The sequence below is a fragment of the Pseudomonas sp. NA-150 genome, from assembly GCF_044336365.1.
In the GTDB taxonomy this organism is placed as follows: Bacteria; Pseudomonadota; Gammaproteobacteria; order Pseudomonadales; family Pseudomonadaceae; genus Aquipseudomonas.
This window is the reverse complement of sequence record NZ_CP172305.1, coordinates 4585618-4610050: the sequence shown is the minus strand read 5'-3', so window position 1 is coordinate 4610050 and position 24433 is coordinate 4585618. Positions and strand designations below refer to the sequence as shown.

Annotated in this window: 19 protein-coding genes and 1 pseudogene; 14 read left to right on the top strand and 6 right to left on the bottom strand. The window is 60.7% G+C overall.

All coding sequences use genetic code 11. From position 1 onward, the window contains the following. The first annotated feature begins 59 nt into the window (after positions 1–59). From ACF0H7_RS21840 to ACF0H7_RS21815, 6 genes and pseudogenes are all read left to right on the top strand, one after another. Positions 60–1370, top strand: coding sequence for an ABC transporter substrate-binding protein (locus tag ACF0H7_RS21840; RefSeq protein WP_397448939.1), 1311 nt, complete (start codon positions 60–62; stop codon positions 1368–1370). Between the two features lie 11 nt (positions 1371–1381). Next, the gene (locus ACF0H7_RS21835) at positions 1382–2107 is read left to right on the top strand and encodes an ABC transporter ATP-binding protein (RefSeq protein ID WP_397448938.1); all 726 of its coding nucleotides are present in this window, start codon (positions 1382–1384) and stop codon (positions 2105–2107) included. Positions 2108–2127: 20 nt separating this feature from the next. Continuing rightward, entirely contained in the window at positions 2128–2820 is a 693-nt protein-coding gene (locus ACF0H7_RS21830) for an ABC transporter ATP-binding protein (protein ID WP_397453978.1), read from the top strand. Between the two features lie 2 nt (positions 2821–2822). Continuing rightward, positions 2823–3686 carry a branched-chain amino acid ABC transporter permease gene (locus ACF0H7_RS21825; RefSeq protein WP_397448937.1) on the top strand — a complete coding sequence of 288 codons (864 nt, stop codon included), beginning with the start codon at positions 2823–2825 and terminating at the stop codon, positions 3684–3686. Then, positions 3686–4707: pseudogene (locus tag ACF0H7_RS21820) on the top strand (branched-chain amino acid ABC transporter permease). Before ACF0H7_RS21825 ends, ACF0H7_RS21820 begins: the two are co-directional and overlap by 1 nt. Positions 4708–4878: 171 nt before the next feature. Further along, positions 4879–5808 carry a LysR substrate-binding domain-containing protein gene (locus ACF0H7_RS21815; protein WP_397448936.1) on the top strand — a complete coding sequence of 310 codons (930 nt, stop codon included), beginning with the start codon at positions 4879–4881 and terminating at the stop codon, positions 5806–5808. A gap of 162 nt (positions 5809–5970) precedes the next feature. Here ACF0H7_RS21815 and wrbA read toward each other — a convergent pair whose 3' ends face one another. Beyond that, on the bottom strand, positions 5971–6594 hold the full coding sequence (gene wrbA, locus ACF0H7_RS21810) for an NAD(P)H:quinone oxidoreductase (RefSeq protein ID WP_397448935.1): 624 nt from the start codon (positions 6592–6594) through the stop codon (positions 5971–5973). A gap of 296 nt (positions 6595–6890) precedes the next feature. On the opposite strand from wrbA, the gene ACF0H7_RS21805 reads away from it, so the two are divergent. The 5 genes from ACF0H7_RS21805 to ACF0H7_RS21785 all read left to right on the top strand — a co-directional run bounded on the left by ACF0H7_RS21805 (position 6891) and on the right by ACF0H7_RS21785 (position 14948). Continuing rightward, entirely contained in the window at positions 6891–8108 is a 1218-nt protein-coding gene (locus tag ACF0H7_RS21805; RefSeq protein WP_397448934.1) for an FAD-dependent oxidoreductase, read from the top strand. Positions 8109–8397: 289 nt separating this feature from the next. Next, positions 8398–10035 carry a DUF1302 domain-containing protein gene (locus ACF0H7_RS21800; protein ID WP_397448933.1) on the top strand — a complete coding sequence of 546 codons (1638 nt, stop codon included), beginning with the start codon at positions 8398–8400 and terminating at the stop codon, positions 10033–10035. Between the two features lie 19 nt (positions 10036–10054). Then, entirely contained in the window at positions 10055–11404 is a 1350-nt protein-coding gene (locus ACF0H7_RS21795; RefSeq protein ID WP_397448932.1) for a DUF1329 domain-containing protein, read from the top strand. A gap of 59 nt (positions 11405–11463) precedes the next feature. Continuing rightward, positions 11464–12576, top strand: coding sequence for a WD40/YVTN/BNR-like repeat-containing protein (locus ACF0H7_RS21790; RefSeq protein WP_397448931.1), 1113 nt, complete (start codon positions 11464–11466; stop codon positions 12574–12576). Continuing rightward, complete coding sequence (locus ACF0H7_RS21785) at positions 12573–14948, top strand: RND family transporter (RefSeq protein WP_397448930.1); 2376 nt, start codon at positions 12573–12575, stop codon at positions 14946–14948. The genes ACF0H7_RS21790 and ACF0H7_RS21785 overlap by 4 nt, the downstream gene beginning before the upstream one ends. A gap of 137 nt (positions 14949–15085) precedes the next feature. Here the strand turns inward: ACF0H7_RS21785 and ACF0H7_RS21780 are convergent, their stop codons facing one another. After that, entirely contained in the window at positions 15086–16039 is a 954-nt protein-coding gene (locus ACF0H7_RS21780; protein WP_397448929.1) for a LysR family transcriptional regulator, read from the bottom strand. 348 nt (positions 16040–16387) lie between these two features. Here ACF0H7_RS21780 and ACF0H7_RS21775 point away from each other — a divergent pair, with 348 nt between their 5' ends. After that, complete coding sequence (locus ACF0H7_RS21775) at positions 16388–17686, top strand: FAD-dependent oxidoreductase (RefSeq protein WP_397448928.1); 1299 nt, start codon at positions 16388–16390, stop codon at positions 17684–17686. On the opposite strand, the gene ACF0H7_RS21770 is transcribed toward ACF0H7_RS21775, so the two are convergent. Genes ACF0H7_RS21770 through ACF0H7_RS21755 form a run of 4 tightly spaced genes read right to left on the bottom strand, consistent with a single transcriptional unit; the run spans position 17624 to position 22481 of the window. Then, positions 17624–18508, bottom strand: coding sequence for an FAD-dependent monooxygenase (locus tag ACF0H7_RS21770; RefSeq protein WP_397448927.1), 885 nt, complete (start codon positions 18506–18508; stop codon positions 17624–17626). The genes ACF0H7_RS21775 and ACF0H7_RS21770 overlap by 63 nt on opposite strands. 7 nt (positions 18509–18515) lie before the next feature. Further along, positions 18516–19928 (bottom strand): efflux transporter outer membrane subunit, encoded by a 1413-nt coding sequence (locus ACF0H7_RS21765; protein WP_397448926.1) that lies wholly within the window; start codon positions 19926–19928, stop codon positions 18516–18518. A gap of 1 nt (position 19929) precedes the next feature. Next, positions 19930–20958, bottom strand: a complete 1029-nt coding sequence (locus ACF0H7_RS21760) for an HlyD family secretion protein (RefSeq protein WP_397448925.1) — start codon at positions 20956–20958, stop codon at positions 19930–19932. Further along, positions 20955–22481: an MFS transporter gene (locus ACF0H7_RS21755; RefSeq protein ID WP_397448924.1), complete on the bottom strand. Its 1527-nt coding sequence runs from the start codon at positions 22479–22481 to the stop codon at positions 20955–20957. The genes ACF0H7_RS21760 and ACF0H7_RS21755 overlap by 4 nt, the downstream gene beginning before the upstream one ends. A 105-nt stretch (positions 22482–22586) precedes the next feature. On the opposite strand from ACF0H7_RS21755, the gene ACF0H7_RS21750 reads away from it, so the two are divergent. Both ACF0H7_RS21750 and ACF0H7_RS21745 read left to right on the top strand, forming a co-directional pair. After that, on the top strand, positions 22587–23342 hold the full coding sequence (locus tag ACF0H7_RS21750) for an IclR family transcriptional regulator (protein ID WP_397448923.1): 756 nt from the start codon (positions 22587–22589) through the stop codon (positions 23340–23342). Between the two features lie 61 nt (positions 23343–23403). Continuing rightward, on the top strand, positions 23404–24333 hold the full coding sequence (locus tag ACF0H7_RS21745; protein ID WP_397448922.1) for a LysR family transcriptional regulator: 930 nt from the start codon (positions 23404–23406) through the stop codon (positions 24331–24333). Positions 24334–24433 lie beyond the last annotated feature (100 nt).

Sequence of the window (24433 nt, the reverse complement as noted above, 5' to 3'; positions counted from 1 at the left end):
CCTATCGCGGGCAAGCCCGCTCCTACAGGGTTACAGCGCTTTTTCCGGAGCAACACCCCATGACAGATAACAAAGACAATACCCTGTTCAGTACTGCCTTTTCCCGCCGCGACTTCCTGCGCACCACCGGGGTCGCCGCCGGCGGTGCGATGCTCGCCAGCCTGCCGTTCGCCCCGGCGTTTGGTAAGGAACGCGTGATCAAAATCGGTTACGTCAGCCCGCAAACCGGGCCGTTGGCGCTGTTCGCCGCTGCCGACAACTACATCATTGAATCGCTGCAAACGGTGCTCAAGCACTCGCTGACCGTCGGCGGCACCGCGTACAAACTGGAAGTCATCGTCAAGGACAGCCAGTCCAACCCCAACCGCGCCGCCGAAGTCGCCAGCGAGTTGATCCTCTCCGACAACGTCGACCTGATGCTGGTGTCCTCGACCCCGGAAACCACCAATCCGGTCTCCGACCAGTGCGAGATCAACGAGATCCCGTGCATCTCCACCGTCGCGCCGTGGCAACCGTGGTTCTTCACCCGTGGCGGTAAACCGGATCAGGGTTTCGAGTGGACCTACCACTTCTTCTGGGGTCTGGAAGACGTGATCGGCACCTACACCTCGATGTGGGGCGCGATGCAGACCAACAAAGTGGTCGGCGGCCTGTTCCCCAACGATGGCGACGGCAATGCCTGGGGCGATCAGAAACTGGGCTTTCCGCCGGTACTGGCGCAGAAGGGTTTCAAACTGGTCGATCCCGGCCGCTTCCAAAGCCTGACCGATGACTTCTCGGCGCAAATCGCTGCCTTCAAAAAGGCTGAAGCCGAGATCGTCACCGGCGTAGTGATTCCGCCAGACCTCACGACTTTCTGGACCCAGGCACGGCAGCAAGGCTTCAAACCGAAAGCGGTGTCGGTGGGCAAGGCGTTGTTGTTCCCGACCGCCGTCGAAGCGCTGGGCAAGGCCGGTAACAACCTGTCGACCGAAATCTGGTGGAGCCCGACGCACCCGTTCAGCTCCTCCCTGACGGGTGACAGCGCCGGGCAACTGGCTAAAGGTTTTACCCAGGCCACCGGCAAGCAGTGGACTCAACCATTGGGCTTCGTGCATGCCTTGTTCGAACTGGCGGTGGACATCCTCAAGCGCACCGAAGAAATCGGCAACGCGCACTCGGTCCGCGACGCGCTGCTGAAAACCAACCTCAACACGGTGGTCGGCCCGATCAACTGGAACAACAGCCCGGTGAAGAACGTCGCCAAAACCCCGCTGGTCAGTGGTCAATGGCGCCTCGGCAACGACAGCAAATATGACCTGGTGATCACCAGCAACGCGACGGCGCCGGCGATTCCGCTGGGCGGCGAGATGCAGGCCATTACTTACTGAGCAGGTGCACCATGCAACAACCACTGCTAGTCATGAACGATGTGCACAAGAGCTACGGCTCGGTGAAGGTCACGGACGCCATGAGCCTGACCCTGCAACCGGGTGAGGCGCTGGGCATCATCGGCCCCAACGGCGCTGGCAAAAGCACGCTGTTCAACCTGATTGCCGGGGGCGTGGCGGCAGACAGCGGCAGCATCCATTTCGAAGGCCGCGACGTCACCCGCGAACCGGTGTTCAAACGCTGCCAGCAAGGCATTGGTCGCTCGCATCAGATCCCGCACCCGTTCGTCAAAATGACCGTGTTCGAGAACCTGCTGGTCGGCGCCACCTTCGGTGCGCGCCTGGGCGACAAGGCCGCTAACGAGTGGTGCGCGCAGACCCTGGAACTCACCGGCCTGATGCGCAAAGCCAACGCGCTGGCCGGTTCCCTGACCTTACTTGATCGCAAACGTCTGGAAATGGCCCGCGCTTTATCCACTCAACCACGCCTGTTACTGCTCGACGAAATCGCCGGCGGCCTGACCGAACCGGAATGCCTGGAGCTGGTGCAAACCATTCAGGGCATCCACAAGGCCGGCACCGCGATCATCTGGATCGAACACATCGTGCACGCCTTACTGGCGGTGGTCAGTCGCCTTACGGTGATCAACTTCGGCGCCAAATTGGCCGAGGGCGAACCGCGCAGCGTGATGGCCGACCCTCGGGTGCAGGACATTTATATGGGCATCGGGAGCTGAATATGTCGACCACTGAAACCCTGTTGTCGATCGACAAACTCTGCGCCGGTTACGGCGATTTTCAGGCGTTGTTCGACATCAGCCTGAGCCTGGATAAAGGCGAAACCGTAGCCATCATCGGCTCCAACGGCGCCGGCAAATCGACCTTCCTCCGTTCGCTGGCCGGACTGATCAACAACCAGCCCAACGCCATCCGCTTCAACGGCCAGGCCATCGGTGATCTGGCGGCTAACCAGGTGCTGGAACGCGGCATCGCGCTGGTGCCGGAAGGGCGGCGTTTGTTTCCGTCGCTGAGCGTCGAGGAAAACCTGCTGATCGGTGCTTATAGCAAGCGTCCCGGCCCGTGGAATTTGCAGCGGATCTACCAGCTGTTCCCCGTGCTGGAAAAACTGCGCAAGCGCCCCGGCACTGCACTGTCCGGCGGGCAGCAGCAAATGGTCGCAATTGGTCGCGGGCTGATGGCCAACCCGCAGTTGCTGCTGTGCGACGAAATCAGCCTCGGCCTGGCGCCGACCACGATCAAGGATATCTACGCTGCGCTGCCCTCGATCAAGGCGGACGGGACCACGGTGATTCTCGTCGAGCAGGACATCAATCAGGCGCTGAGTGTGTGCGACCGTTTCTACTGCTTTCAGGAAGGGCGCGTGTCCCTGACTGGCAAGCCGGGCGAAGCGGACAAAGCGCAAATCAAAGCCGCGTACTTCGGGATCTAGTTATGGAATGGGTCAATACTCTGCTGCAGGGCGTGCTGCTCGGCGGCCTTTACGCGATGTTCGCGGTGGGGCTGTCGTTGATGTTCGGCATCATGCGCCTGGTCAACATCGCCCACGGCGACTTCATCGTGCTGGCGTCGTACCTGGCGCTGATGGTGGTCAATCACTTGGGCTTCAGCCCGCTGGCCAGCCTCGCATTAGTGGTGCCGGTGATGTTCTGTTTCGGCTACCTGCTGCAACGTCATCTGCTGAACAAAACCCTGGGCAGCGACATCCTGCCGCCTTTGCTGGTGACCTTCGGCCTGTCGATCATCGTGCAGAACGTGCTGCTGGAATTCTTCAGCGCCGACAGCCAGAAACTGTCGCAAGGTGATCTGGAAGTGGCCAGCGTCGGCTTCGGCAGTTTGAGCGTGGGCATCATGCCGCTGATGGTGTTCGGCAGCGCGCTGCTGATCATCGGCGGCTTGCAGCTGCTGTTCTACAAAACCGCACTGGGCAGGGCGTTTCGCGCTACTTCGGATGATCAACAGACTGCGCGGCTGATGGGCATCAACAACGCGCACATTTTCGGTCTGGCGATGGCGTTGGCGATGGCCGTAGTGTCGATTGCCGGGGTGTTCCTGGCGATTCGTACCAGCTTCGACCCGACGGTGGGACCCGCACGGCTGTTGTACGGTTTCGAGGCGGTGATCATCGGTGGCCTGGGCAGCCTGTGGGGCACATTGGCCGGCGGGGTGATACTTGGCGTTGCCCAGGCGCTGGGCGCGAAGATCGATCCGGGCTGGCAGATTCTCGCTGGCCATTTGGTGTTTCTGTTGATTTTGGTCGTGCGCCCGCGTGGCCTGTTCCCTCGGAGTGTCGATTGATGAACTCGATGAATAATCCCGCGCCGACGTATCGGGTACAGCGCAGCACCACCAGCAGCGTGGTGGGCCTGTCGGTGCTGGGGCTGTGTGTGCTGGTGTTGGTTAGCGCGCCGTTGTGGGCCGATCGCTCCAGCCTGCGCTTGGTGGTGGAATTTGCCTATTACCTGGCGCTGGCGCAGATGTGGAATTTGCTCGCCGGTTACGCCGGCATGGTCTCGGTGGGGCAGCAGGCATTTGTCGGGCTCGGCGGGTATTTGATGTTCATGCTGGCCACCCGTTTTGGCGTGCCGCCGTTGCTCGCGGTGCTGGTTTCGGGCGTGCTGGTGGCGCTGTTGGCGATTCCCACGGCGCTGATCGTGTTCCGCCTGCGCGGCGCCTATTTCGCGATTGGCACCTGGGTGGTGGCCGAGGTGTTTCGTCTCGGCTTGGCGCAAGTCAGCAGCCTCGGGGGTGGTTCCGGGCAGAGCTTGCCGGCGACGGTGGTGCGGCAAATCGGCAGCAATCGAGAGACGCTCATCTACTACACCGCGCTGGCGATAGCCGTGGCCGCGATGGCGGTGGTGTTCTTCCTGTTGCGTTCGCGACAAGGGCTGGCACTGGCCTCGATTCGTGATTCGGAACCGGCGTCGGGCAGCCTGGGGGTCAACACCTTTCGCACTAAATTGATGGTGTATGTACTGGCGGCGGGTTGTACGGGCGTGGTCGGTGCGCTGATCTTTTTGCAGAAACTACGGATCTCGCCGGACGCCGCGTTCAACCTGCAGGACTGGACGGCAGTGGTGATTTTATCGTGATCATTGGTGGCATCGGCACGCTGGAAGGGCCGCTGATTGGCACCTTGATCTACTTCGTGCTGCGCGGCTGCCTGGCGCAATATGGCGCGGTGTACATGATCATCCTTGGTGTGGTCGCAGTAGTGATGATGCTCAAGGCGCCGCAGGGCGTGTGGGGCTTGATCAGCGAGCGGTTGGGCTGGCAGGTGTTTCCGATGCAGCGGCGGTTGTCCACAGGCGCTGCATAAACCCTGTAGGAGCGGGCTTGCCCGCGAGAACGATTTGCCTGATACACCGCATCAAGCCAATCGCGGGCAAGCCCGCTCCTACAGTGATTTGTATATGGCATGGCATCTCGGGCAAGCAACAGGCTAACCTCTGGCTATCCAGAACAATAAGAATATCCAGAGAACCTGCCCATGGATCGTTTACTCAGTGTCGAAGCCTTTGTCCGGGTCGCCGAAACCGGCAACTTCGCCAAGGCCGCGCTGCAACTGGGCGTCACCCGCTCGGTGATCACCCATCGCATTCAACAGCTGGAGCAGTTCATCAATGCGCCGCTGTTCCATCGCAGCACCCGGCATGTGCGCTTGTCGGAAGTGGGCGAGACCTACTACAAAGAATGCTCGGACATGGTGGCGAGTTTCAATTCGCTGACCGAGCACATGCGCGAGCTGCGCGCCAAACCTACTGGCAAGCTGCGCATCCAGATGCTGCCCGGTTTTGCCATCGGCCACTTCGGGCGGATCCTCGCCGAGTTCAATCGCCTTTACCCGGATATCGAGATCGATGTGGTGGTCAATGACCGGGTGGTCGACCCGATTGAGGAAGGCTTCGATGTGGCGTTCCAGATGTTCCCGCCGATGGCCGAAACCTTGATCGAGCGCAAACTGTTCAGCGTGCGCCGCTTGTTCTGCATGTCGCCGGAGTACGCTGCCGAATTCGGTGTGCCGCAACATCCCGAAGAGCTGCTGCAACACAAGATCGCGCTCTACGCGGGCTACCCGTCGCGCAATCGCTGGGTCTTTAGCCGGGGTGATGAGCACGTGGAGTTGAGCCTGCCAGGCCAGGTGCGGTCGAACTCGGTGCATTTGCTGCGTGATTACGCGGCGACGGGGGTGTGCATTGTTTGCCTGCCGACGCTGGTGGCCAGTGATGACCTGCTGGCGGGGCGGCTGGTGCCGGTGTTGCCGGAGTACCGGCTGTCGTCGTTCAATTTTTCGGCGGTGTTTCCAGCGACCCAACGCCGGGCATTGAAAGTGCGGACGTTGATCGAGTTTTTGGTGGAGAAATTTGGCGATGAGCCGTGTTGGGACAGTGAATTGTTGGCGCGCGGTTGGGTGGTTTGAGTAAAAAACCACATTCCCCTGCTGATCGTTCCCACGCTCCGCGTGGTAATGCAGACCAAGACGCTCAGCGTCTCCGCTTACAATTACAGGGTGCTAGGTGACGCAGAGCGTCTCAGGATGCGCTCCCACGCAGAGCGTGGGAGCGATCAGCACCAAGTCGTATCAGCTGTTGTTGGCCAGACGTCGTGCGACGCTTGCCACGTGCTTGCCTTGAGCTCGGGCGATTTGCAGTTCGTTTTCACTTGGCTGACGCGAGCCATCCGGGCCGGCCAGAGTCGACGCGCCGTAAGGTGAACCGCCGGAGATTTCGCTCATGTTAGTTAGGCCCGGCTCGGAGTAAGGCACGCCGACAATCACCATCCCGTGGTGCAGCAACGTGGTGTGGAAGCTGGTGATGGTGGTCTCTTGACCGCCGTGCTGCGAGGCGGTGCTGGTGAACACGCTACCGACCTTGCCGATCAGTTTGCCATTGGCCCACAGACCACCGGTCTGATCGAGGAAGTTGCGCATCTGCGAGCACATGTTGCCGAAGCGGGTCGGCGTGCCAAAAATGATCGCGTCGGCCTCGGCCAAGCCTTCTGGCGTCGCATACGGAACGCTGCCGAACGCGGCACGGTAGCCCTTGATGCCACTCTTGACCAACACGTCTTCAGGCATCAGCTCCGGAACCTGCAACAGCGTGACTTCAGTGCCCTCGACTTCGCGTGCACCGGCGGCCATGGCTTCGGCCATCTTGTAGATGTGCCCGTAAGAGCTGTAGAAAACGATCTGAATTTTAGTTGGCATGTCGGTTCTCTTGTTTGATTTGTCTGAACAACTTACGGCTTAGGTCATTAAGCGTGCTTCAGCATGTGCAGGTAGGGAAAACAAAACAACCTCGCCAAGGTTCAGGATTTGCAAACGATCCGATTGCCAAATCCAAACGGTTTAAAACGCAATCGGATAGTTCGCCATTGGCAAACTTTCACGCATTGCCTGGATAAATCCGGCTGAGTACGCTGAGTTCCAGTCGCCTGATCACTCATGGTTCATTTCCCAGTGACAGGCCTTCCCTGTAAGCGGATTTCGATAGGAAAAATAAAATGGAAACGCTAGATGGAGTAGTTGTTGTCGGTGGCGGTCCAGTGGGACTGCTCACCGCATTGAAACTCGGCAAAGCCGGTATCCGGGTGGTTGTGCTCGAAGCTGAATCAGGTGTTTCACCGTCGCCGCGAGCCGTCGCCTATATGCCACCAACCGCCGCCGCGCTGGATCGCTTCGGCCTGCTCGAAGACATTCGCAAGCGTGCCGTCATGTGCCCGGACTTCGCCTACCGTCAGGGTGACGGTTCGCTGATCGCGAAGATGGAATGGAGCGTTCTGTCCGAGGACACGCAATACCCCTACATGCTGCTGCTGGGGCAAAACCACGTGGCCAGCGTCATCGCCGAGCACCTGCGCGCGCTGCCCAACGTTGAAATTCGCTGGAACCACAAGGTCGAAGAAGTGGACCAGGACGATAACTGGGTAACCCTTCAAACCAGCTCACCGGGCGGTACCTCGCGCTTGCGCGCCAAATGGGTCGCCGCCACCGATGGGGCGCGCAGCACCGTGCGTTCAAAAGTCGGCCTGACTTTTGACGGCAACACCTGGGGTGAGCGCCTGGTCGCGACCAACGTGTTCTATGACTTCACGCTGCACGGTTATTCACGGGCCAATTTCGTCCACGACCCGGTGGACTGGGCTGTCGTCGTGCAGCTCGACAAAACCGGCCTGTGGCGCGTGTGCTACGGCGAAGACGCGTCGCTGTCGGATGCCGAAGTCCGCCAACGCCTGCCCGAGCGCTTCAAGCGTTTGCTGCCGGGCGCGCCGACGCCCGACCAGTATCGCGTCGATCACCTCAACCCGTATCGCGTTCACCAACGTTGCGCCGCAGAGTTCCGTCGTGGCCGGGTGATTTTGGGCGGCGATGCGGCTCACGCGACTAATCCCATGGGCGGCCTCGGTTTGTCCGGTGGGGTATTGGATGCAGAGCACTTGGCCGAAGCCTTGATCGCGGTGGTCAAAGAGGGCGCTTCGACCAAGGTGCTGGACGAGTACTCGATCGACCGTCGCAAAGTGTTCCTCGAATTCACCTCGCCAACGGCCACCGCCAACTTCACCTGGATGAAAGAAAGCGACCCGGCGCAGCGCGCGCGTGACAACGCCATGTTTGAACACGCGGGCACTGATCGCGAAGTGATGCGCCAGTTCCTGCTCGACTTTGAAAAGCTCAATGGTCGTCGGGTAATAACGCCCAAAAGAATGTTAGAGGCAGCGTGATACATCGATAAGTACCGGCCTGAGCGCGCGGAGGCGCTGAGGTATTAACAACCCCCTGTAGGAGCTGCCGCAGGCTGCGATCACTCGACATCGCGAAGGCCGTTCCGGCCTTATCGCAGCCTTCGGCAGCTCCTACAGGGATATATGTTTGCACTTTTATAGTTTGCTCGAATATTTGAATTTGCTGTTTGCACGTTTTTTACAAGACGTAGTACTGCCCACGACGGTTACTTAAGTAATCACGTGTCCAGGTGTCCCGAAATAATAAAAACAAATCAGGGTTCATAACATGAAAGCGAAAGCGAGCTTCAGCCTTGCCCCGGTAAAACCGTCGGTGCTTCATTTGCAGTTTGCTATGGCGGCTGCATTGTTGGGAACCCAGGGTATTCCCGACGTCGAGGCGTTTCCGATCGATACGGGTAATCCCGACTACAACATCGCCTGGGACAATACGGTCAAATACAGCGCCGCCTGGCGTGTGGAAAATCAGGACAACGCGGTTCGGCCCGCCTATAACCCCAACCTGGATGACGGCGACAACAACTTCAACCGAGGTTTGATTTCCGACCGCCTGGACATCCTGTCCGAACTCGACATGAACTATCAGCACCACTACGGGCTGCGCGTCAGTGGTGCTGGCTGGTATGACGATGTCTATAACCACAGCAATGACAACACCAGCGATACGGTCAATAGCGCCTCGGTGGCCAGCGATCACTTCACCCATGCCACGCGACGCTTGCAAGGTCGTGATGCCGAGTTTCTCGATGCTTTCGGTTACGGCAAATTCGATTTGGGCGATATGTCGCTGTCACTGAGGGGCGGCAGTTACAGCCAACTCTATGGTGAAAGCCTGTTCTTCGGCGGCAATGGCATTGCGGTCGCGCAATCACCCGTCGATATCAACAAGTTGCTCGCGGTACCGAACTCCACGTTCAAGGAAATCATCCGCCCGGTCGGCCAGGTTGGCGGCACGCTGCTGGTTAACCAACACCTGACCCTTGGCGCTTACTACCAGTACAAATGGCAAGCGGCACGGCTTCCGGCCGCGGGCAGTTACTTCAGTTTTGCCGACTTTGTGGGCGATGGCGGTCAACAGTTTTTCATTGGCCCCGGACAGGCGTTGCAGCGCGGCCGGGATGTGGACCCATCCAACTCCGGGCAGTACGGTTTTCAGGTCAAGCTGAAGTTTGGCGAGTTCGAGTACGGACTGTATGCCGCGCGCTATCACGACAAATTCCCGCAGTTCTATCTGCGGCCAACGCTGGGTGAATACGACCAGGTGTACGCCGAGGGCATCAGGACGTTTGGCGCCAGTGTCAGCACCTTGATCGGCGAAACCAACGTCGCTGCCGAAACCTCGATCCGCCGCAACACGCCGCTGGCCGCCATTGGCAACGTGGTGCTGGATCTCAGCGGCACCGGCGACGGCGACCACAATCCGCTGTACCCGGTGGGCAATACCTTCCACGCACAAGTGTCGGCGATCTCGGTGTTGGCCGGCAGTTCGCTGTGGGACGGCGCGACCTTGCTCGGTGAAGTGGCTTACAACCGCGTCACCAGTGTCGACAAGAACCGCGATCAACTGGACCCCAACGTCACCACCAACGCCAGCTCGCTGCGCATGCTGTTCACCCCGGAATACTTCCAGGTGTTCCCCGGCGTCGACATGACCGTGCCGGTGGGCATCGGTTACGGCATCAATGGCAACACGGCGGTGCTCGGCACCGGTTTCTCGCCGGAGGGCGGGGGCGATGTGAGCCTGGGTCTGCAATTCGACTACCGCAAGACCTGGCGTGGCGGCCTGAGCTTTACCCACTACTACGGCAGCGCCGGTGGCATCGTCGATGCGACCCAGGCGCTCTCGGGTGATCAGGTTTACGCCGACCGCGATTTTGTTGCCATTTCCCTGCAGCGCACTTTCTAAGCCCGGAAGGAATATAAAAATGATTAACAAAACACTCCTCGGTTTTACCTTCCTCACCGGCCTGGTCGGTGCGCTTCAAGTCTGCGCGGCGGTCAGCCCGCAGGAGGCGGCGACCTTGGGCACCAGCCTGACGCCGCTGGGTGGCGAGAAAGCCGGCAATGCCGACGGCAGCATTCCAGCCTGGGACGGTGGCACCAAACAGGCCGCCGCCACTGGCAGCAGTAACATCCCCGGCGACCTGTTTGCCGCGGACAAACCGGTGCTGAAAATCACCGCTGCCAACATGGCCAAGTACGCCGACAAACTGTCGGAAGGCACCCGCGCACTGCTGCAAAAATACCCCGACAGCTTTCGCCTCGACGTGTACCCGACGCGGCGCACCGCCTCTGCGCCGGATTACGTGTACAAGAACACCGCGCTCAACGCGGTGAACTGCAAGCTGACGCAAAACGGCCAATCAGTGGACGGCTGCTTTGGCGGCATCCCATTCCCGGTACCGAAAAGCGGGCAGGAAGTGATCTGGAATTTCCTGTTGCGGGTCGAGCCCGAGTCGGTCGAGTTCGGCTTCAAGAACGTGGTGCTGACCAGCGACGGCGGCCAGACCCTGGCGACCCGCAATGACAACAATTTCCAGTACCCGTACTACTACCAGAAGGGCTCGGCACTGAACTGGTCCAAGGAGTATTTCCTGCAGCGTTTCAGCACCACCGCGCCGCCGTTCAAAGCCGGTGAAACGCTGGTGATTCGTGACAGCGTCGACCCGCAGCAATCGCGCCAGGCCTGGCAATACCTGGTCGGCCAGCGTCGTGTGCGCCGAGCGCCGACCGTGGCTTACGACACCCCGGACTTCGTCGCATCTGGCGCCAATTACTTCGATGAGGTGCAAGGCTTCTTCGGCATGCCGGATCGTTACGACTGGAAGATCGTCGGCAAGAAGGAAACCTATGTGCCCTACAACACCAACGGTCAGGTCACCGCACCGCTGGACAAAGCCTTTGCGCCGCATCACTTGAACCCCGACACCCTGCGCTGGGAACTGCACCGCACCTGGGTGGTGGAGGCCACGGTGTCCAGCGGCAAGCGGCACGCGGTGCCCAAGCGCACCTTCTATTTCGATGAAGACACCTGGCTGCTGACCTTGCTCGACGGCTATGACGCCGAAGGCAAATTGTGGCGGACCTCGCAGGTGCTGCCGTTCGTGGTGCCGTCGGTGCCGGCGGTGCTAATCAAGCCGGTGGCGGTGTTCAACCTGCAAGCCGGCACCGTGAGTAACGTGCAGGCCTTCAACGGCGAAAACTTCCGCGTGGTACCGGCCAAGCCTGAGTCCTATTTCACCGGCGATGCCGTGGCGGCCGAAGGCGTGCGCTGAGCAACGCACTGTCGGCCCGGCAACCGGGCCGATCACTATCTGAGCGGTGGGATCTTGCGATGAGCAATCTGAATTTTCATGGCGTGCGCCAAGGGCTGCGTGTGCTTTTGCTGGGTGTCGCGCTGGCTGCGGCCGGTGTGGCGCACAGTGCATCGGTGGACCTGCTGGACACACCCGCGACAGTCGATCAACACGCCGATCGCGCGGTACTGCTGGCCGTGGTCCGCGCTGGGCAGCGTCTGGTGGCGGTGGGCGAGCGGGGCATCGTGTTGCTGTCCGATGACAGTGGCGTGAGCTGGGTGCAGTCACGCTCGGTGCCCAGCAGCGTGGCGCTGACGGCAGTGAGCTTCGTCGACGCCGATCACGGCTGGGCAGTGGGGCATGGTGGGGTAATCCTGCACAGCGAAGACGGCGGGCAAACCTGGGGCAAACAACTGGATGGCAAGCTGGCCGCACAGTTGGAGTGGCAGGGTGCGCAAGCGCAGTCGGCTGTCGATCCCCAGGGCGCGCAACGACGTTTCGGCGCCGCTCAACAGTTAGTCGCAGAGGGCGCGGACAAACCCTTCTTGGCGGTGTACTTCGCCGACTCGCAACACGGTCTGGTGGTGGGCGCGTATGGCCTGGCGATGCTGACCGACGACGCCGGCGTGCATTGGCGCTCGGTGGGCAGCGAACTGGACAACCCTGGCGGCATGCACCTGTACGCGATCCTCGGCGATGCGCAAGGCGTGGTAATCGTCGGTGAACAGGGCACGCTGCTGCGCGGAACAGCGTTGGGGCAGCCGTTCTCCCGGGTGCAAAGCCCTTACCACGGCACCTGGTTCGGCGCCGTGCGCGTGGCCCGCGGACAAGACCTGATATTCGGCCTCAAAGGCAACGCGTATCGACTGGAGGAGGGCGGTCAGTGGCAGCCGGTCGAGACCGGTGAGCGCAGTAGCCTGACCGCCGGCAAACAACTCGCCGATGGCAGCCTGGTGGTCGCCAGCGAAGGCGGACGGTTGCTGCGCAGTAACGATCACGGCCAACATTTTCAGCCGTTGGCTGCCAGCGTACTGGACGGCTCGACGATTACCGATCTGACCCAAAGCGCCGATGGCGCACTGGTGTTGACCGGCCCGCGCGGGGTCAAGCGCGTGACTATCCTGGCCGCCAATAGAGAGACCGCGCAATGAACGCTCAGCATGGATTTACCACCGACGACAGCCAATTGCTGACCCAGCGCGGGTCATGGGTAGAACGGTTGCTGTTCGGCCAACGCGCGCTGTTCGTGCTGCTGTGCCTGTTGACCACCTGCTGGTTCGGTTACAAGGCGACCGGTCTGGAACTCAATGCAGCCTTCGAAAAAATGCTCCCCAGCGGGCACCCGTATATCGTCAATTACCTGCAAAACCGTTCGCAGTTGGCCGGTGCCGGCAACACCTTACGCATCGCCGTGGAAGCGAAGCAGGGCACCATCTTTGACGCCGAATACCTCGAGGCAGTGAAAAAACTGACCGACGAGCTGTTCCTGTTGCCGGCGGTGGACCGGCCGTACATGAAGTCACTGTGGACCCCGGCCATGCGCTGGACCGCCGTGACCGAAGACGGGCTCGACGGTGGACCGGTGATCCCGGACGACTACGACGGGTCGGCGCGCAGCCTGACTCAGGTGCGGCAGAACATCGAACGTTCCGGCGAAATCGGTCAGCTGGTCGCCGATGATTTCAAATCCAGCATCATCCTCGTGCCCTTGCAGGAACAACGCGCCAGCGGCGCGGCGCCGATTGATTATCAGGCCTTGTCGAAGCGTCTTGAGGCGTTGCGCAGTACTTACAGTTCGGCGCGCATCGACATTCACATCACCGGTTTTGCCAAGCTGGTCGGCGACCTGATCGAAGGCATGCACCAGGTCATGCTGTTTTTCCTGGTGGCGGCGGCGATTTGTCTGGCGATTCTGTTCTGGTACACCCGCTGCATTCGCAGTGCGTTGGTGGTGTTGAGTTGCTCGTTGATCGCTGTGGTGTGGTTGCTCGGCGCGCTGGCCAGTCTGGGTTTTGTGCTCGATCCTTATCTGGTGCTGGTGCCGTTTCTGGTGTTCGCCGTTGGCTTGAGCCACGGCGCGCAGAAAATGAATGGCATCACCCAAGACATCGGTCGCGGGGTTGATCGGCTGATGGCGGCGCGCCTGACCTTCCGCCGGCTGTTCCTGGTTGGGCTGTCGGCGCTGGTCTGCGACGTGGTCGGGTTTGCCGTGTTGATGGTGATCGACATCCCGGTGATCAAGGACCTGGCGATTTGCGCCAGCATCGGGGTGAGCATCTTGATCCTGACCAACCTGATGCTGCTGCCGGTGCTGTTGTCGTTCATCGGCGTCAGCGAAAGTGCTGCGCGTAGAGCGGCCATGAGCGGCGCGGCGGAGATCGCCGATGCGCGTCACGTCAAGCATCCGGCCTGGGCTTTCCTCGATCACTTTACCCATCGACGCTGGGCCGGTTGCGCGCTGTTGGCGGGCATCGTGTTGGCAGTGATCGGCGTGGGTTACGGCACGCAACTGAAGATCGGTGATACCAATTCTGGTGCGCCGGAATTGCGTGCCGACTCCCGTTACAACCTCGATAACGGGTTTATGGTCGGCCACTATTCGGCGAGCAGTGATGTGTACGTGGTGATGGTCAAGACCCCACAGTTTGCCTGCGCGTTATATGACACCGTGCGCACCGTCGATCGCCTGGAATTCGAGCTGTCCCAGGTGCCCGGCGTGGAGGGCACCAAGTCCCTGGCCGGACTGGCGAAAACCGCCGCCACCGGCATGAGCGAGGGCAGTCTCAAGTGGTACGAGATTCCGCGTAATCAGGACATGCTCAACGCCATCATCACCCGCGCGCCGCGTGAAATGTTCAACCAGAACTGCGACCTGCTGAGCGTGTACGTGTACCTGCGCGACCATAAGGCCGATACCTTGACCGGCGTGGTCAATGCCGTCGAAGACTTCGCCCCGCGCAACAATTCGGCGGACTATCGCTTCCTCAACGCTGCGGGTAACGCTGGCATCGAAGCGGCCACCAACATCGTGGTCAAGGAAGCCAACCGCAAGATGCTGTTCCTGGTGTATGCGGCGGTGATTATCATCAGCCTGGTGACTTTCCGTTCCTGGCGCGCAGTGGTGTGCGCGGTGCTACCGCTGATGCTGACCTCGGTGCTGTGTGAGGCGCTGATGGTCTGGCTGAACATCGGGGTCAAAGTCGCGACGTTGCCGGTGATTGCGTTGGGGGTGGGCATCGGCGTGGACTATGCGCTGTACATCATGACCGTGATGCTGCGCTACCTGCGCGAGGGCGTGAGCTTGTCCGAGGCGTACTACCGGGCGTTGGTATTTACCGGCAAGATCGTGGTGCTGACGGGGGCGACGCTGGGTATCGCGGTGGCCACCTGGTACTTCTCACCAATCAAATTCCAGGCCGACATGGGCGTGCTGCTGGCATTCATGTTCGTGTGGAACATGCTCGGCGCGCTGATACTGCTGCCGGCGCTGGCGTATTTTTTGTTCCGGCCGGGGAAGGTGTGACGCGGTCTTTGTAGGAGCCAACGTGTTGGCGAGCGGCTTGATGCGGTGTATCTGTTCGACCGCCTCGCGAACGAGTTCGCTCCTACGGGGGATTGTGCTGATCGTTTCCACGCGTGGGAACGATCAGAGGTTGCTTCTTAGCTGACGATTATTGCAGGCGGGGCACACTCGGTTTCCTTCGCCAACCCAAGACGTACATCCCACTCCGGTTCCATGGAGAACATCGATGACAGCAAATCCAGGAACAACTTCACCTTCGCCGTGCCGCGATGTGAGGTCGGGTACACAGCGGAAAAATACGGGGTGTCGGTTTCGTAGTCAGACAGCACACGCACCAGTTTGCCCTCCAGCAGATCGTCGCAAGCAACCATGGTCGGCAAGTAAGCGACGCCCATGCCTCGGCGGGCGAATTCCTGGACCAGGTGTACGCTGTTCGAGCGCAGGGCAGGCACCAGCGTCACCTCGTTGTGCTGCGACTCATTGTTCAGCGACCAGCGGCGCCACGGGTAATAGCGGTAGCAGGAGAAATCGTGCTGGCAAAGGTCGTCGGGGTGCAGGATCGGTGGCCGGTCTTCCAGGTATCCGGGCGTGGCCACGAACACCCCGCGCATGCGGAACAGGCGGCGTTCGATCAGTGACTCGGAGGCCGGCGGAAAGATCTGCAGCACGATGTCATAGCCTTCCTGCACGGGGTCCACGACCTGGTCGTTGGCAAAAATATCCAGATCGACATGGGGGTGGCTCTTCCTGAACTTCTCGATGACTGCAGGCAGATGCTGCAAGGCAAAGCCATTCAACGCCGCCACGCGCAACACCCCGGTCACCGACGTTGAAGTGTCCCGTGAGCGTTGCGAGAGGGCTTGCATGTGATCGATCAGGTCGTGGCAATCGGAGTAATAGGAAACGCCGATTTCGGACAGTTTCACCGCCCGGCTGGAACGGTGGAAGAGCGAGACGCCCAGGTGCTCTTCAAGCTGTTGCACCCGTGTGGTAATCACCGATTTGGCGACACCGATTTGCCGTGCGGCGTTCGCAAAGTTACCTGCCTCGGCGGCACGTACGAATGCTTCTATGCTCAGATAAATATCCATCCAGCGCCTCTGTCTTTCTTGTTGTTGTAAACGGCTTGGCCTTAGGGCGTTTGCTCGTGGTCGATCCGGGCTGCGCTAACGCTAGTATCGTCTGCCCGCTCCAGCATGAGCAGGGCCTGGCAATAAAACAACATCGCTGGGTTCCAAATTCGCGAACGGTACGATTGGCAAATGCAAACCTTCCTTCATCTGAAAATTCCTCGGTCTAAAACGCAATCGGGCGGTTTGCGATTGGCAAACGGGGTGCTCATTGTCTCCACCGGTCGGGCTGGTTACGCTTGATTCCGTCGTCCTGACGCCGTGCAATTTCGTCGCGTCTGTACCTTCAACGATTGATGAGAGGCATGCATGGAAACGCTGGATGGAGTGGTGGTGGTCGGAGGTGGCGCGGTGGGGCTGCTCACGGCATTGAAGCTCGGCAAGGCCGGGATTCGGGTCGTGGTGTTCGAAGCCGAATCTGGCGTTTCGCCGTCGCCACGAGCGGTCACCTACACGCCACCGACCGTCGCCGTCCTTGATCGCCTCGGCCTGCTCGACGACATTCGCAAGCGCGCGGTGCAATGCCCGGATGTCGCCTATCGTCATGCCGACGGCAGGCTGATCGCGAAGATGGACTGGGACGTGCTGGCGCAGGACACCCCATACCCTTACATGTTGCTGCTGAGTCAACATCACGTCTCCAACATTATTGTTGAGCACTTGCGCACGCTGCCCAACGTCGAGATCCGCTGGAATCACCGGGTCGAAGAGCTGGAGCAGGACGACGCCTACGTGACCCTGCACACCCGTGGTCCCGGCGGGCCGACACAGCTGCGTGCGCGCTGGGTGGCCGCGACCGATGGCGAACACAGCAGCGTGCGCGAAAAACTCGGCCTGACATTCGATGGCAGTACCTGGCCAGAGCGTCTGGTCGCGGCCAACGTGTTTTATGACTTCTCGCTGCACGGCTACTCCCGGGCCAATTTTGTTCACGATCCCATCGATTGGGCGGTCGTGGTGCAACTCGATCACAGCGGTCTGTGGCGCCTCTGTTACGAAGAGGATCCGTGGTTGTCCGATGCCGAGGTCAGTCAGCGCCTGCATCAACGCCTTGAGCGGTTGCTCCCTGGGGCACCGACGCCTGACCAGTATCGCGTCGATTGTCTCGACCCGTATCGCGTTCAACAACGCTGCGCGGCAGCCTTGCGCCGTGGGCGTGTGATCCTCGCGGGTGATGCCGCGTACGTCAGCAACCCCATGGGTGGCCTTGGCTTGTCGGGTGGCGTGCTGGATGCGGAACATCTGGCCCAGGCCTTGATTGCGGTGATCAATGACCACGCGCCACTGACGGTGCTTAACGACTACGCAGATGACCGCAAGAACGCCTTCCTCGAATTCATTTCGCCTTCGGCAACCCGTTATTTCACCTGGATGAAAGAACGTGGCCCCGTGCAACGCGCCCGCGACCTGGCGATGTTCGAACAAGCGGGCAGCGAGCGCTCGGTAATGCGCCAGTTCCTCCTGGATTTTGAAAAGCTCAACGGTCGACGTTCCCGCTCCGTCACGGCATCGCTCGGTTTGCTCACTGGTGCGGTCAAGCGGGTACTACGCCAGGGTGCTCAAGCGGTATCGCGTTTCTGGTTTCAGCGTTCCACTTCCGTTTCGTAAACGGGAAGTGACATTCCTTGGCATCACCAGGCATACACGAAACGCCTCGGCCACCCGCTGATGGACGCGGTAGGTGGACATCCAGTGGGCTTTTCCCACGGTGACGCCCAGCATCTGCTCGGCTGATGCGCGCATGTCGTCAAAGGTCAGGCCGTGATGCTGTTCGAGTTCAGGCGCTACGATGCCCACCAGACGCCGCATGCCGCTGCGCACGGGGGCGGTCAATATCAGGTTGTGCGGGGCGGCGCGCACGTAGACGTTCGGTGGTTGCGGTCCATCGACCGTGACATCGGCGACGTAAAACAACTGGTCGTCGATGCCGGCGCTACTGAGCTTCAGGTCAGAAGCGCTGCGCACCAGGCCGCGAGCGCCTTCGCACCCGCACACATAACTCACCTCACACACCTCATGGACCCCGTTTTTCAACAGCGTGGCGGTAAGGTAATCCTGGCGCTGCTCAACGTGTTGCAGGGCCACATTCCATTCGACCTCGACCCCTAGCGCGCGAAGTTGCTCAAGCAGACAGTCATCATGGTCGTCCTGAGGAAATGACAATACAAAGGGCGAGGGCACGACGACTCTTCCGAGATTGCCCCAACGCGTCGGCTCCAGGCAGATGCCGTCCTCGATCAGTTGCTCCGCCAGCACAATCTGTTGATAAAACTCAATCGCCAGGGCTTGCGCGACCATCGTGGGCGGCGTTCGGCCCGGCTCGCGGTTGCGTTCGATGATGCGAAAGGGCACGCCTGCACGCGCCAGGCGCAGGGCCAGCATCAAGCCTGTGGTGCCAGCCCCTGCAATGAGAATGTCGAGAGTGCTCATGATGCGCCTATAGAGTCTTCGGCCAACCGCCGCCCAAGGCACGGTACAGACGCACACGATCGACCGCGGCCAGGGTCGCGCTGTCCACCAAATCACTTTGCGTGGCGAGCAACGCGCGCTGCACACCCAGCACGTTGATGAAGTCGATGGCGCCTTGGTTGTAGCGATCACGCGCGGTGCTCAGGGCAATGGTGTTTTGCCGAACGGCCTCTTCCAGCGCTGCGTGGTGCTGCTTTTCCGCCGCGTAATCGGACATCGCGTTGTCGACCTCATGCCAGGCGCTGAGGACCACTCGCTGATAATTCAGCGCCGCTTCCTGCTGCTGCCGCTCGCGCAGCTCCAGGGTGCCGGTCAGTCGACCGCCCTGGAAGATCGGCAGGTACAGGCTCGGGCCGTAGGACCACTGCCGGGAATTCCAGCCACCCAGGTCCGAGCCGTCCAGCGCCTGGAAACCCATGCTCGCGCCGAGGCTGACCCGAGGATAAAAGTCGGCCTTGGCCACACCGATGGCCGCCGTTGCGCGATGCAACGCGGCTTCGCTTTGCTGGATGTCCGGACGCCGTTGCGCCAGTTCGGAAGGCAGCCCCAGCGGTACATCCGGCGCCGGGTGTGGGATCGCTTTGGCTTGGCTCAGTTCGCCGTTCAATGCCCGTGGCGGCTCGCCCAGCAGGTAGCTGAGGGCGTTGATCAGGCTGTCTTGTTGCGCTTGCAGTACGGGCAGAATGGCTTCGATGGTTGCCACTTGCGCCGCCGAGTTGGCGGTGTCGAGGTTGGTGGTCACGCCATTGTCGAAGCGGTTCTGCGTCAGCTTGCTGCTCTGCCGGGCGATTTCCAGATTCTGCCGGGCCACGTCGAGCCGCGCCTGCACACCGCGCAGGCGAATGTAATCGGTGGCGGTTTCTGCCGCGATGCTCAACACCACACCGTCGTGCTGGGCCTGGGTCAGCTGAATATCGGCCTCGGCGGCTTCGACATTGCGCCGTACATGGCCCCACAAATCCACTTCCCAACTGGCATCGACGGTGGCGGTCCACACTTCATACGGCGCCTTGCCATTGAGGTTGGAAGGGTCGAGCAAACCGTCCGAGCTGCTGCGATCACGCTGATAGCTGGCGCCGGTGCTGATCCCCGGATACTGCTGGCTGCCGGTGACCTGACGCATCACCCGACTTTGATCCAGGCGATTGCTCGCAGTGCGCACGTCGAGGTTGGCCTTGGCCGCGCGCTCCACCAGCGAGGACAGTTGAGCATCGCCCAACTGTTGCCACCATTGAGTGTCGGCGGCGGTGCTCGCTGAGGTGCCGGGGCGCGATGACGCTTGCCAACTGTCAGGCAACTGCGCCTGGGGTTTTTCGAAGTCCGGCCCAACGGTACAGGCGCCGATGCTGGCCAGTGCCAATAACAACAGTGCGCGTTTCATCTCAGATCTCCTGGGCGGTGTCGATGCTGACCACCACCGACATGCCGACCCGCAAGCGTTCCAGGTCAGGTTGATCGGTGTCGAACACGATCTTCACTGGCAGGCGCTGGGTGACTTTGGTGAAGTTGCCGGTGGCGTTGTCCGGTGCCACTTCGGAGAACGACACGCCGGTGGCCGGCGCGACGCTGTCGATGTGACCTTTGAAGCTGTGGCCGTTGACGCCATCGACCTTGAGGTCGACGCGCTGGTTTTCGTACATGTGGGCCACTTGCGTCTCACGGAAATTGGCCACCACAAATGCCTCATGCAGCGGCACCACCGCCAGCAATGGATGCCCTTGCGACACATAGGCACCCACACGCACGGAGCGTTGGCCGACCATGCCATCCTGCTGGGCGGTGATTTTGGTGTACGACAGGTTCAAATCCGCCTGCTGCAACGCCGCTTCGGCTTTGGCCAACGACGCCTTGGCCATGTCGAGTTGGGCTCGCAGTACATCCAGGGTCTTCACCGCAGCGACGCGCGAGGCTTCGTCACGATCACGACTGGCCTGGAAACCTTGCAGGTCCGACTCGGCCTTCTGCCGCTCTTGCTGAGTGCCGGCACCGGAGGCCGACAGGTTCAGGTAGCGCTGGGCGTTGGCCTGGGCGAACTTCAACGAGGCGGCGGTAGAGCGGGTGGTGGCCGACGCCTGGTCGATCACCGCTGCCTGACGGTCGATGCCGGCGCCGAGGTTTTTCAGTTCGGCTTGCGCGGCTTGAACACTGGCCGCAGCCGATGCGCGGGCCGCGACAAAATCACGGTCATCCAGTTCGACCAACAATTGCCCGGCCTTGACCGGTTGGTTGTCTTCCACCAACACCTTGGTCACTTGACCGGACACGCGTGGTGCGACGAACACTGAATCGGCGCGGATGTAGGCATCGTCGGTACGCTGAACCGATCCGTTGCTCAACAAGCGATAACCGCCATAAGCGGCGCACAGCAGGACTGCTGCGCTGATAAGAGAAACTGCAGTTCTATGGTTCATGGCGATACCGGAGGTTGCGGTGGATAGGCTCGGATGGGGAGGGTCAGGAGAATCAGGAACAACACGGCGATGACGGCCAGCAAGGCCAGAAACGCATCGCTAAAACTCAGGACAAAAGCTTGGCCGCGCACGCGCTCGGCCAACTCGGCGACCGAGCTGTCAGCGAACCCGGCCAAGGTGTGCAACCTGGCGCCGAGGCTGTCGAGCAAGGTATTGGAGTGCAGGTGTTCACGCTGGGTGATGAAGTTTTCCACCAGCGAGCCAGCGACTACCGCGGCCATGCCGCGCAGCGCGTTGACCATCGCCGAGGCAAACGGCCCTTCCATCGGCGCAATCACCCCGGTGGCGTTCATCAGCAGCGGCACCACCACCATCGGCTGGCCAAAGGTATGCAAGGCCTGCAACCAGTAGAAATCATCACGTATCCATTCGCTGGTGATCAGCGAGCCGCCGAGGCAGGCGAGGGTCAGCAGCACCAGCCCGATGGCCAACACATAGCGCGAATCGACCCAGCGGCGGTTGATCACAAACGCCACCAGTGGCGCCAGCAGCAGTTGTGGTACGGCGATCAGCAAGGCGATGGGCATCACTTGCTGCGGTCGGTAACCCTGGATTTCCATCAGGTAAGCCGCCGGGATCGCACTGCCGGCAGAGGCCACCACCACGAACAGGCACAAGGTCATCAGGCCGTAGGCAAAGTTGCGGCGCTTGAGCAACTGCAGTTTGAACAGCGGCATCGGGTGGAACCATTCGTTGAGCAGGAACAACGGCAGGCACACTGCGGCGCCCAGCAGCAAGGCGCCGATCAGCGGCGAGTTCAGCCAATCCAGGCGCTCGCCTTGAGTCAGAGCAATCACCGACATGGAAATCCAGCCAACCCCCAAGAGTGCGCCGCGCCAATCCGCCTGCTTGAAGCGTTCCAGACGCACCGGGTCCTGTGGCAGGCCGTAGGCAATCAACGACGCACCGATCAACCCGGCCGGCACGATCTGCCAGAACACCAAGTGCCAGTCACTGTGTTCGCCCCATAGCGCGGCCAATGGCATCGCCAGATTGGGACCGAAAGTAGCGGTCAAGGCATAGGCCGAGAGCCCGTAAAGCTTGATGTTCCACGGCACAAAGCGCAGCGCCACGGTCATCAGCAAAGGCGGCAGGGCACCACCGGCCAGACCTTGCAGTACCCGCAGGGTAAGCAAGGTTTCCAGGTTCGGCGCGAAGGGAATGATGATCCCGAACAGGGTAAAAGCGGCCGTGACGACGATGGCGAAGCGGCGTATCGAAAAAGTGATTGCCAGCCACGGCGACAGCAACATGGCCGACACCTCGGCGGCCGCATAGGCGGTACTGACCCAGGTGCCTTCGTCATGGCCGAGGCCAAACACGCCCAGCGTATCGATGAGGGTAATTTCGGTAACCCGGTCGTTGATACCTGAGGTCAAGGCTGCAATCAGCACGCCCACCAAGCCGATAGCGAGGCGCCAACTGAAGGGAGCAGGACCAGGAGGGGCGGCAGGTGCTGACACGTCAAGTCTCCAAAAAAACAGGGGTGGCAAAAAAGTGAGCCAGCGTTACACTGGGTGCTGGATTTCGGTACACTGTATCGAGACACGGTACGAGAGGCAAGAAAAATGACGATCCCTTCATCAGCTCGTAGTGCCATGCAAGTCGTTTCGCGGGCTGCAGCGGTGCTGCGCTGTCTGGAAAGTGAACCCGCCGGGCTGAGCCTGGGCGCTATTGCCAAGCGCATAGACCTGCCGCGCTCGACGGTCCAGCGGCTGGTTGATGCGTTGGCGCTTGAGGAATTACTGGAATTGCATGGCGCCGGCGGTGTGTGCCTAGGGCCTGCGTTGATGCGCCTGGCGTCGCACAGTCATGTGGACATCTGTCAGCGCGCCCGGCCCTTTCTTGATGAATTGGCCCGCCAGACTGGCGAGACCGCCGTGCTGGAAACCGCCAATGGCGACAACCTGATGATCCTGCACTCGGTGGTGTCGCATCAGGCCCTGCGCGTGTCTCCGGTGGCCGGCAACATGTTCAGCATGTACGCGACATCGGGCGGCAAGATCCTGTTGGCGAGGATGAACGACGACACCGTGATCAAACTGCTGGGCACCACGCTCACACCGCTCACGCCCTTTACCCCGAGCCTGGACAAACTGCTGGTGCAGTTGCAAGACATACGCGAGGACGGATTCGCCTATGACTTCGATGAACACACCATCGGCGTGGGGGCGATAGCGGTCGGTTTGCAGACGCCACAGGGCAGCTACGCCATTGATGTGGTGGGGCCAATCTGGCGAATGCGTACTGCCATCCCCTGCATCAAGAATGCGTTGCTAACGTGCCAGGAAGGCCTGAACAAGGCGCTGCGCAGCATGGGTTAGGCCTCGCATGACTCCTACAAAAGCGTGGCCCACCGAATAAAATTCACAGAGAACCTGCCCCATGGATCGTTTACTCAGTGTCGAAGCCTTCGTCCGGGTGGCTGAAACCGGCAACTTCGCCAAGTCCGCTCTGCAACTGGGGGTCACCCGTTCGGTGATCACCCACCGCATTCAACAGCTGGAGCAGTTCATCAACGCGCCGCTGTTTCACCGCAGCACGCGGCATGTCCGGTTATCGGAGGTCGGTGAGACCTATTACAAAGAATGTTCGGAGATGGTGGCGGGTTTCAACTCGCTGACCGAACACATGCGTGAATTGCGCGCCAAACCCGCTGGCAAGCTGCGGATCCAGATGCTGCCCGGCTTCGCCATTGGCCATTTCGGGCAAATCCTCGCCGAGTTCAATCGCTTGTACCCGGACATCGAAATCGACGTGGTGGTCAACGACCGGGTGGTCGATCTGATCGAAGAGGGCTTCGATGTCGCGTTCCAGATGTTCCCGCCGATGGCCGAGACCATGATCGAACGCAAACTGTTTGCCGTGCGTCGGGTGTTCTGCCTGTCGCCAGAGTACGCCGCCGAATACGGCGTGCCGCAACACCCGACCGAACTGCTGCAGCACAAGATCGCCCTGTATGCCGGTTACCCCTCGCGCAACCGCTGGACCTTCAGCCTGGGCGACGAGCAAGTAGAGTTGAGCCTGCCGGGGCAGGTGCGCTCGAACTCGGTGCATTTACTGCGCGATTACGCGGCGACGGGGGTGTGCATTGTCTGCCTGCCGACGCTAGTGGCCAGCGATGACCTGTTGGCCGGGCGGCTGATTCCGGTGCTCTCGGACTACACCTTATCGTCGTTCAACTTCTCGGCGGTGTTTCCGGCCACTCAGCGCCGGGCCTTGAAAGTCAGGACCTTGATCGAATTTCTTATCGAGAAACTTGGCGATGAACCGAGCTGGGACAAACCGTTGCTGAAGCGTGGCTGGGTGTCCTGATAAACCGAGGCACCGGGTGCAGTGTTTGCATTTCGCAAACACTGTTGTCGGTGGTTGTGGAATTGTCCGCAGCCCACTCTCGCCGTACCGTAGCCTCACC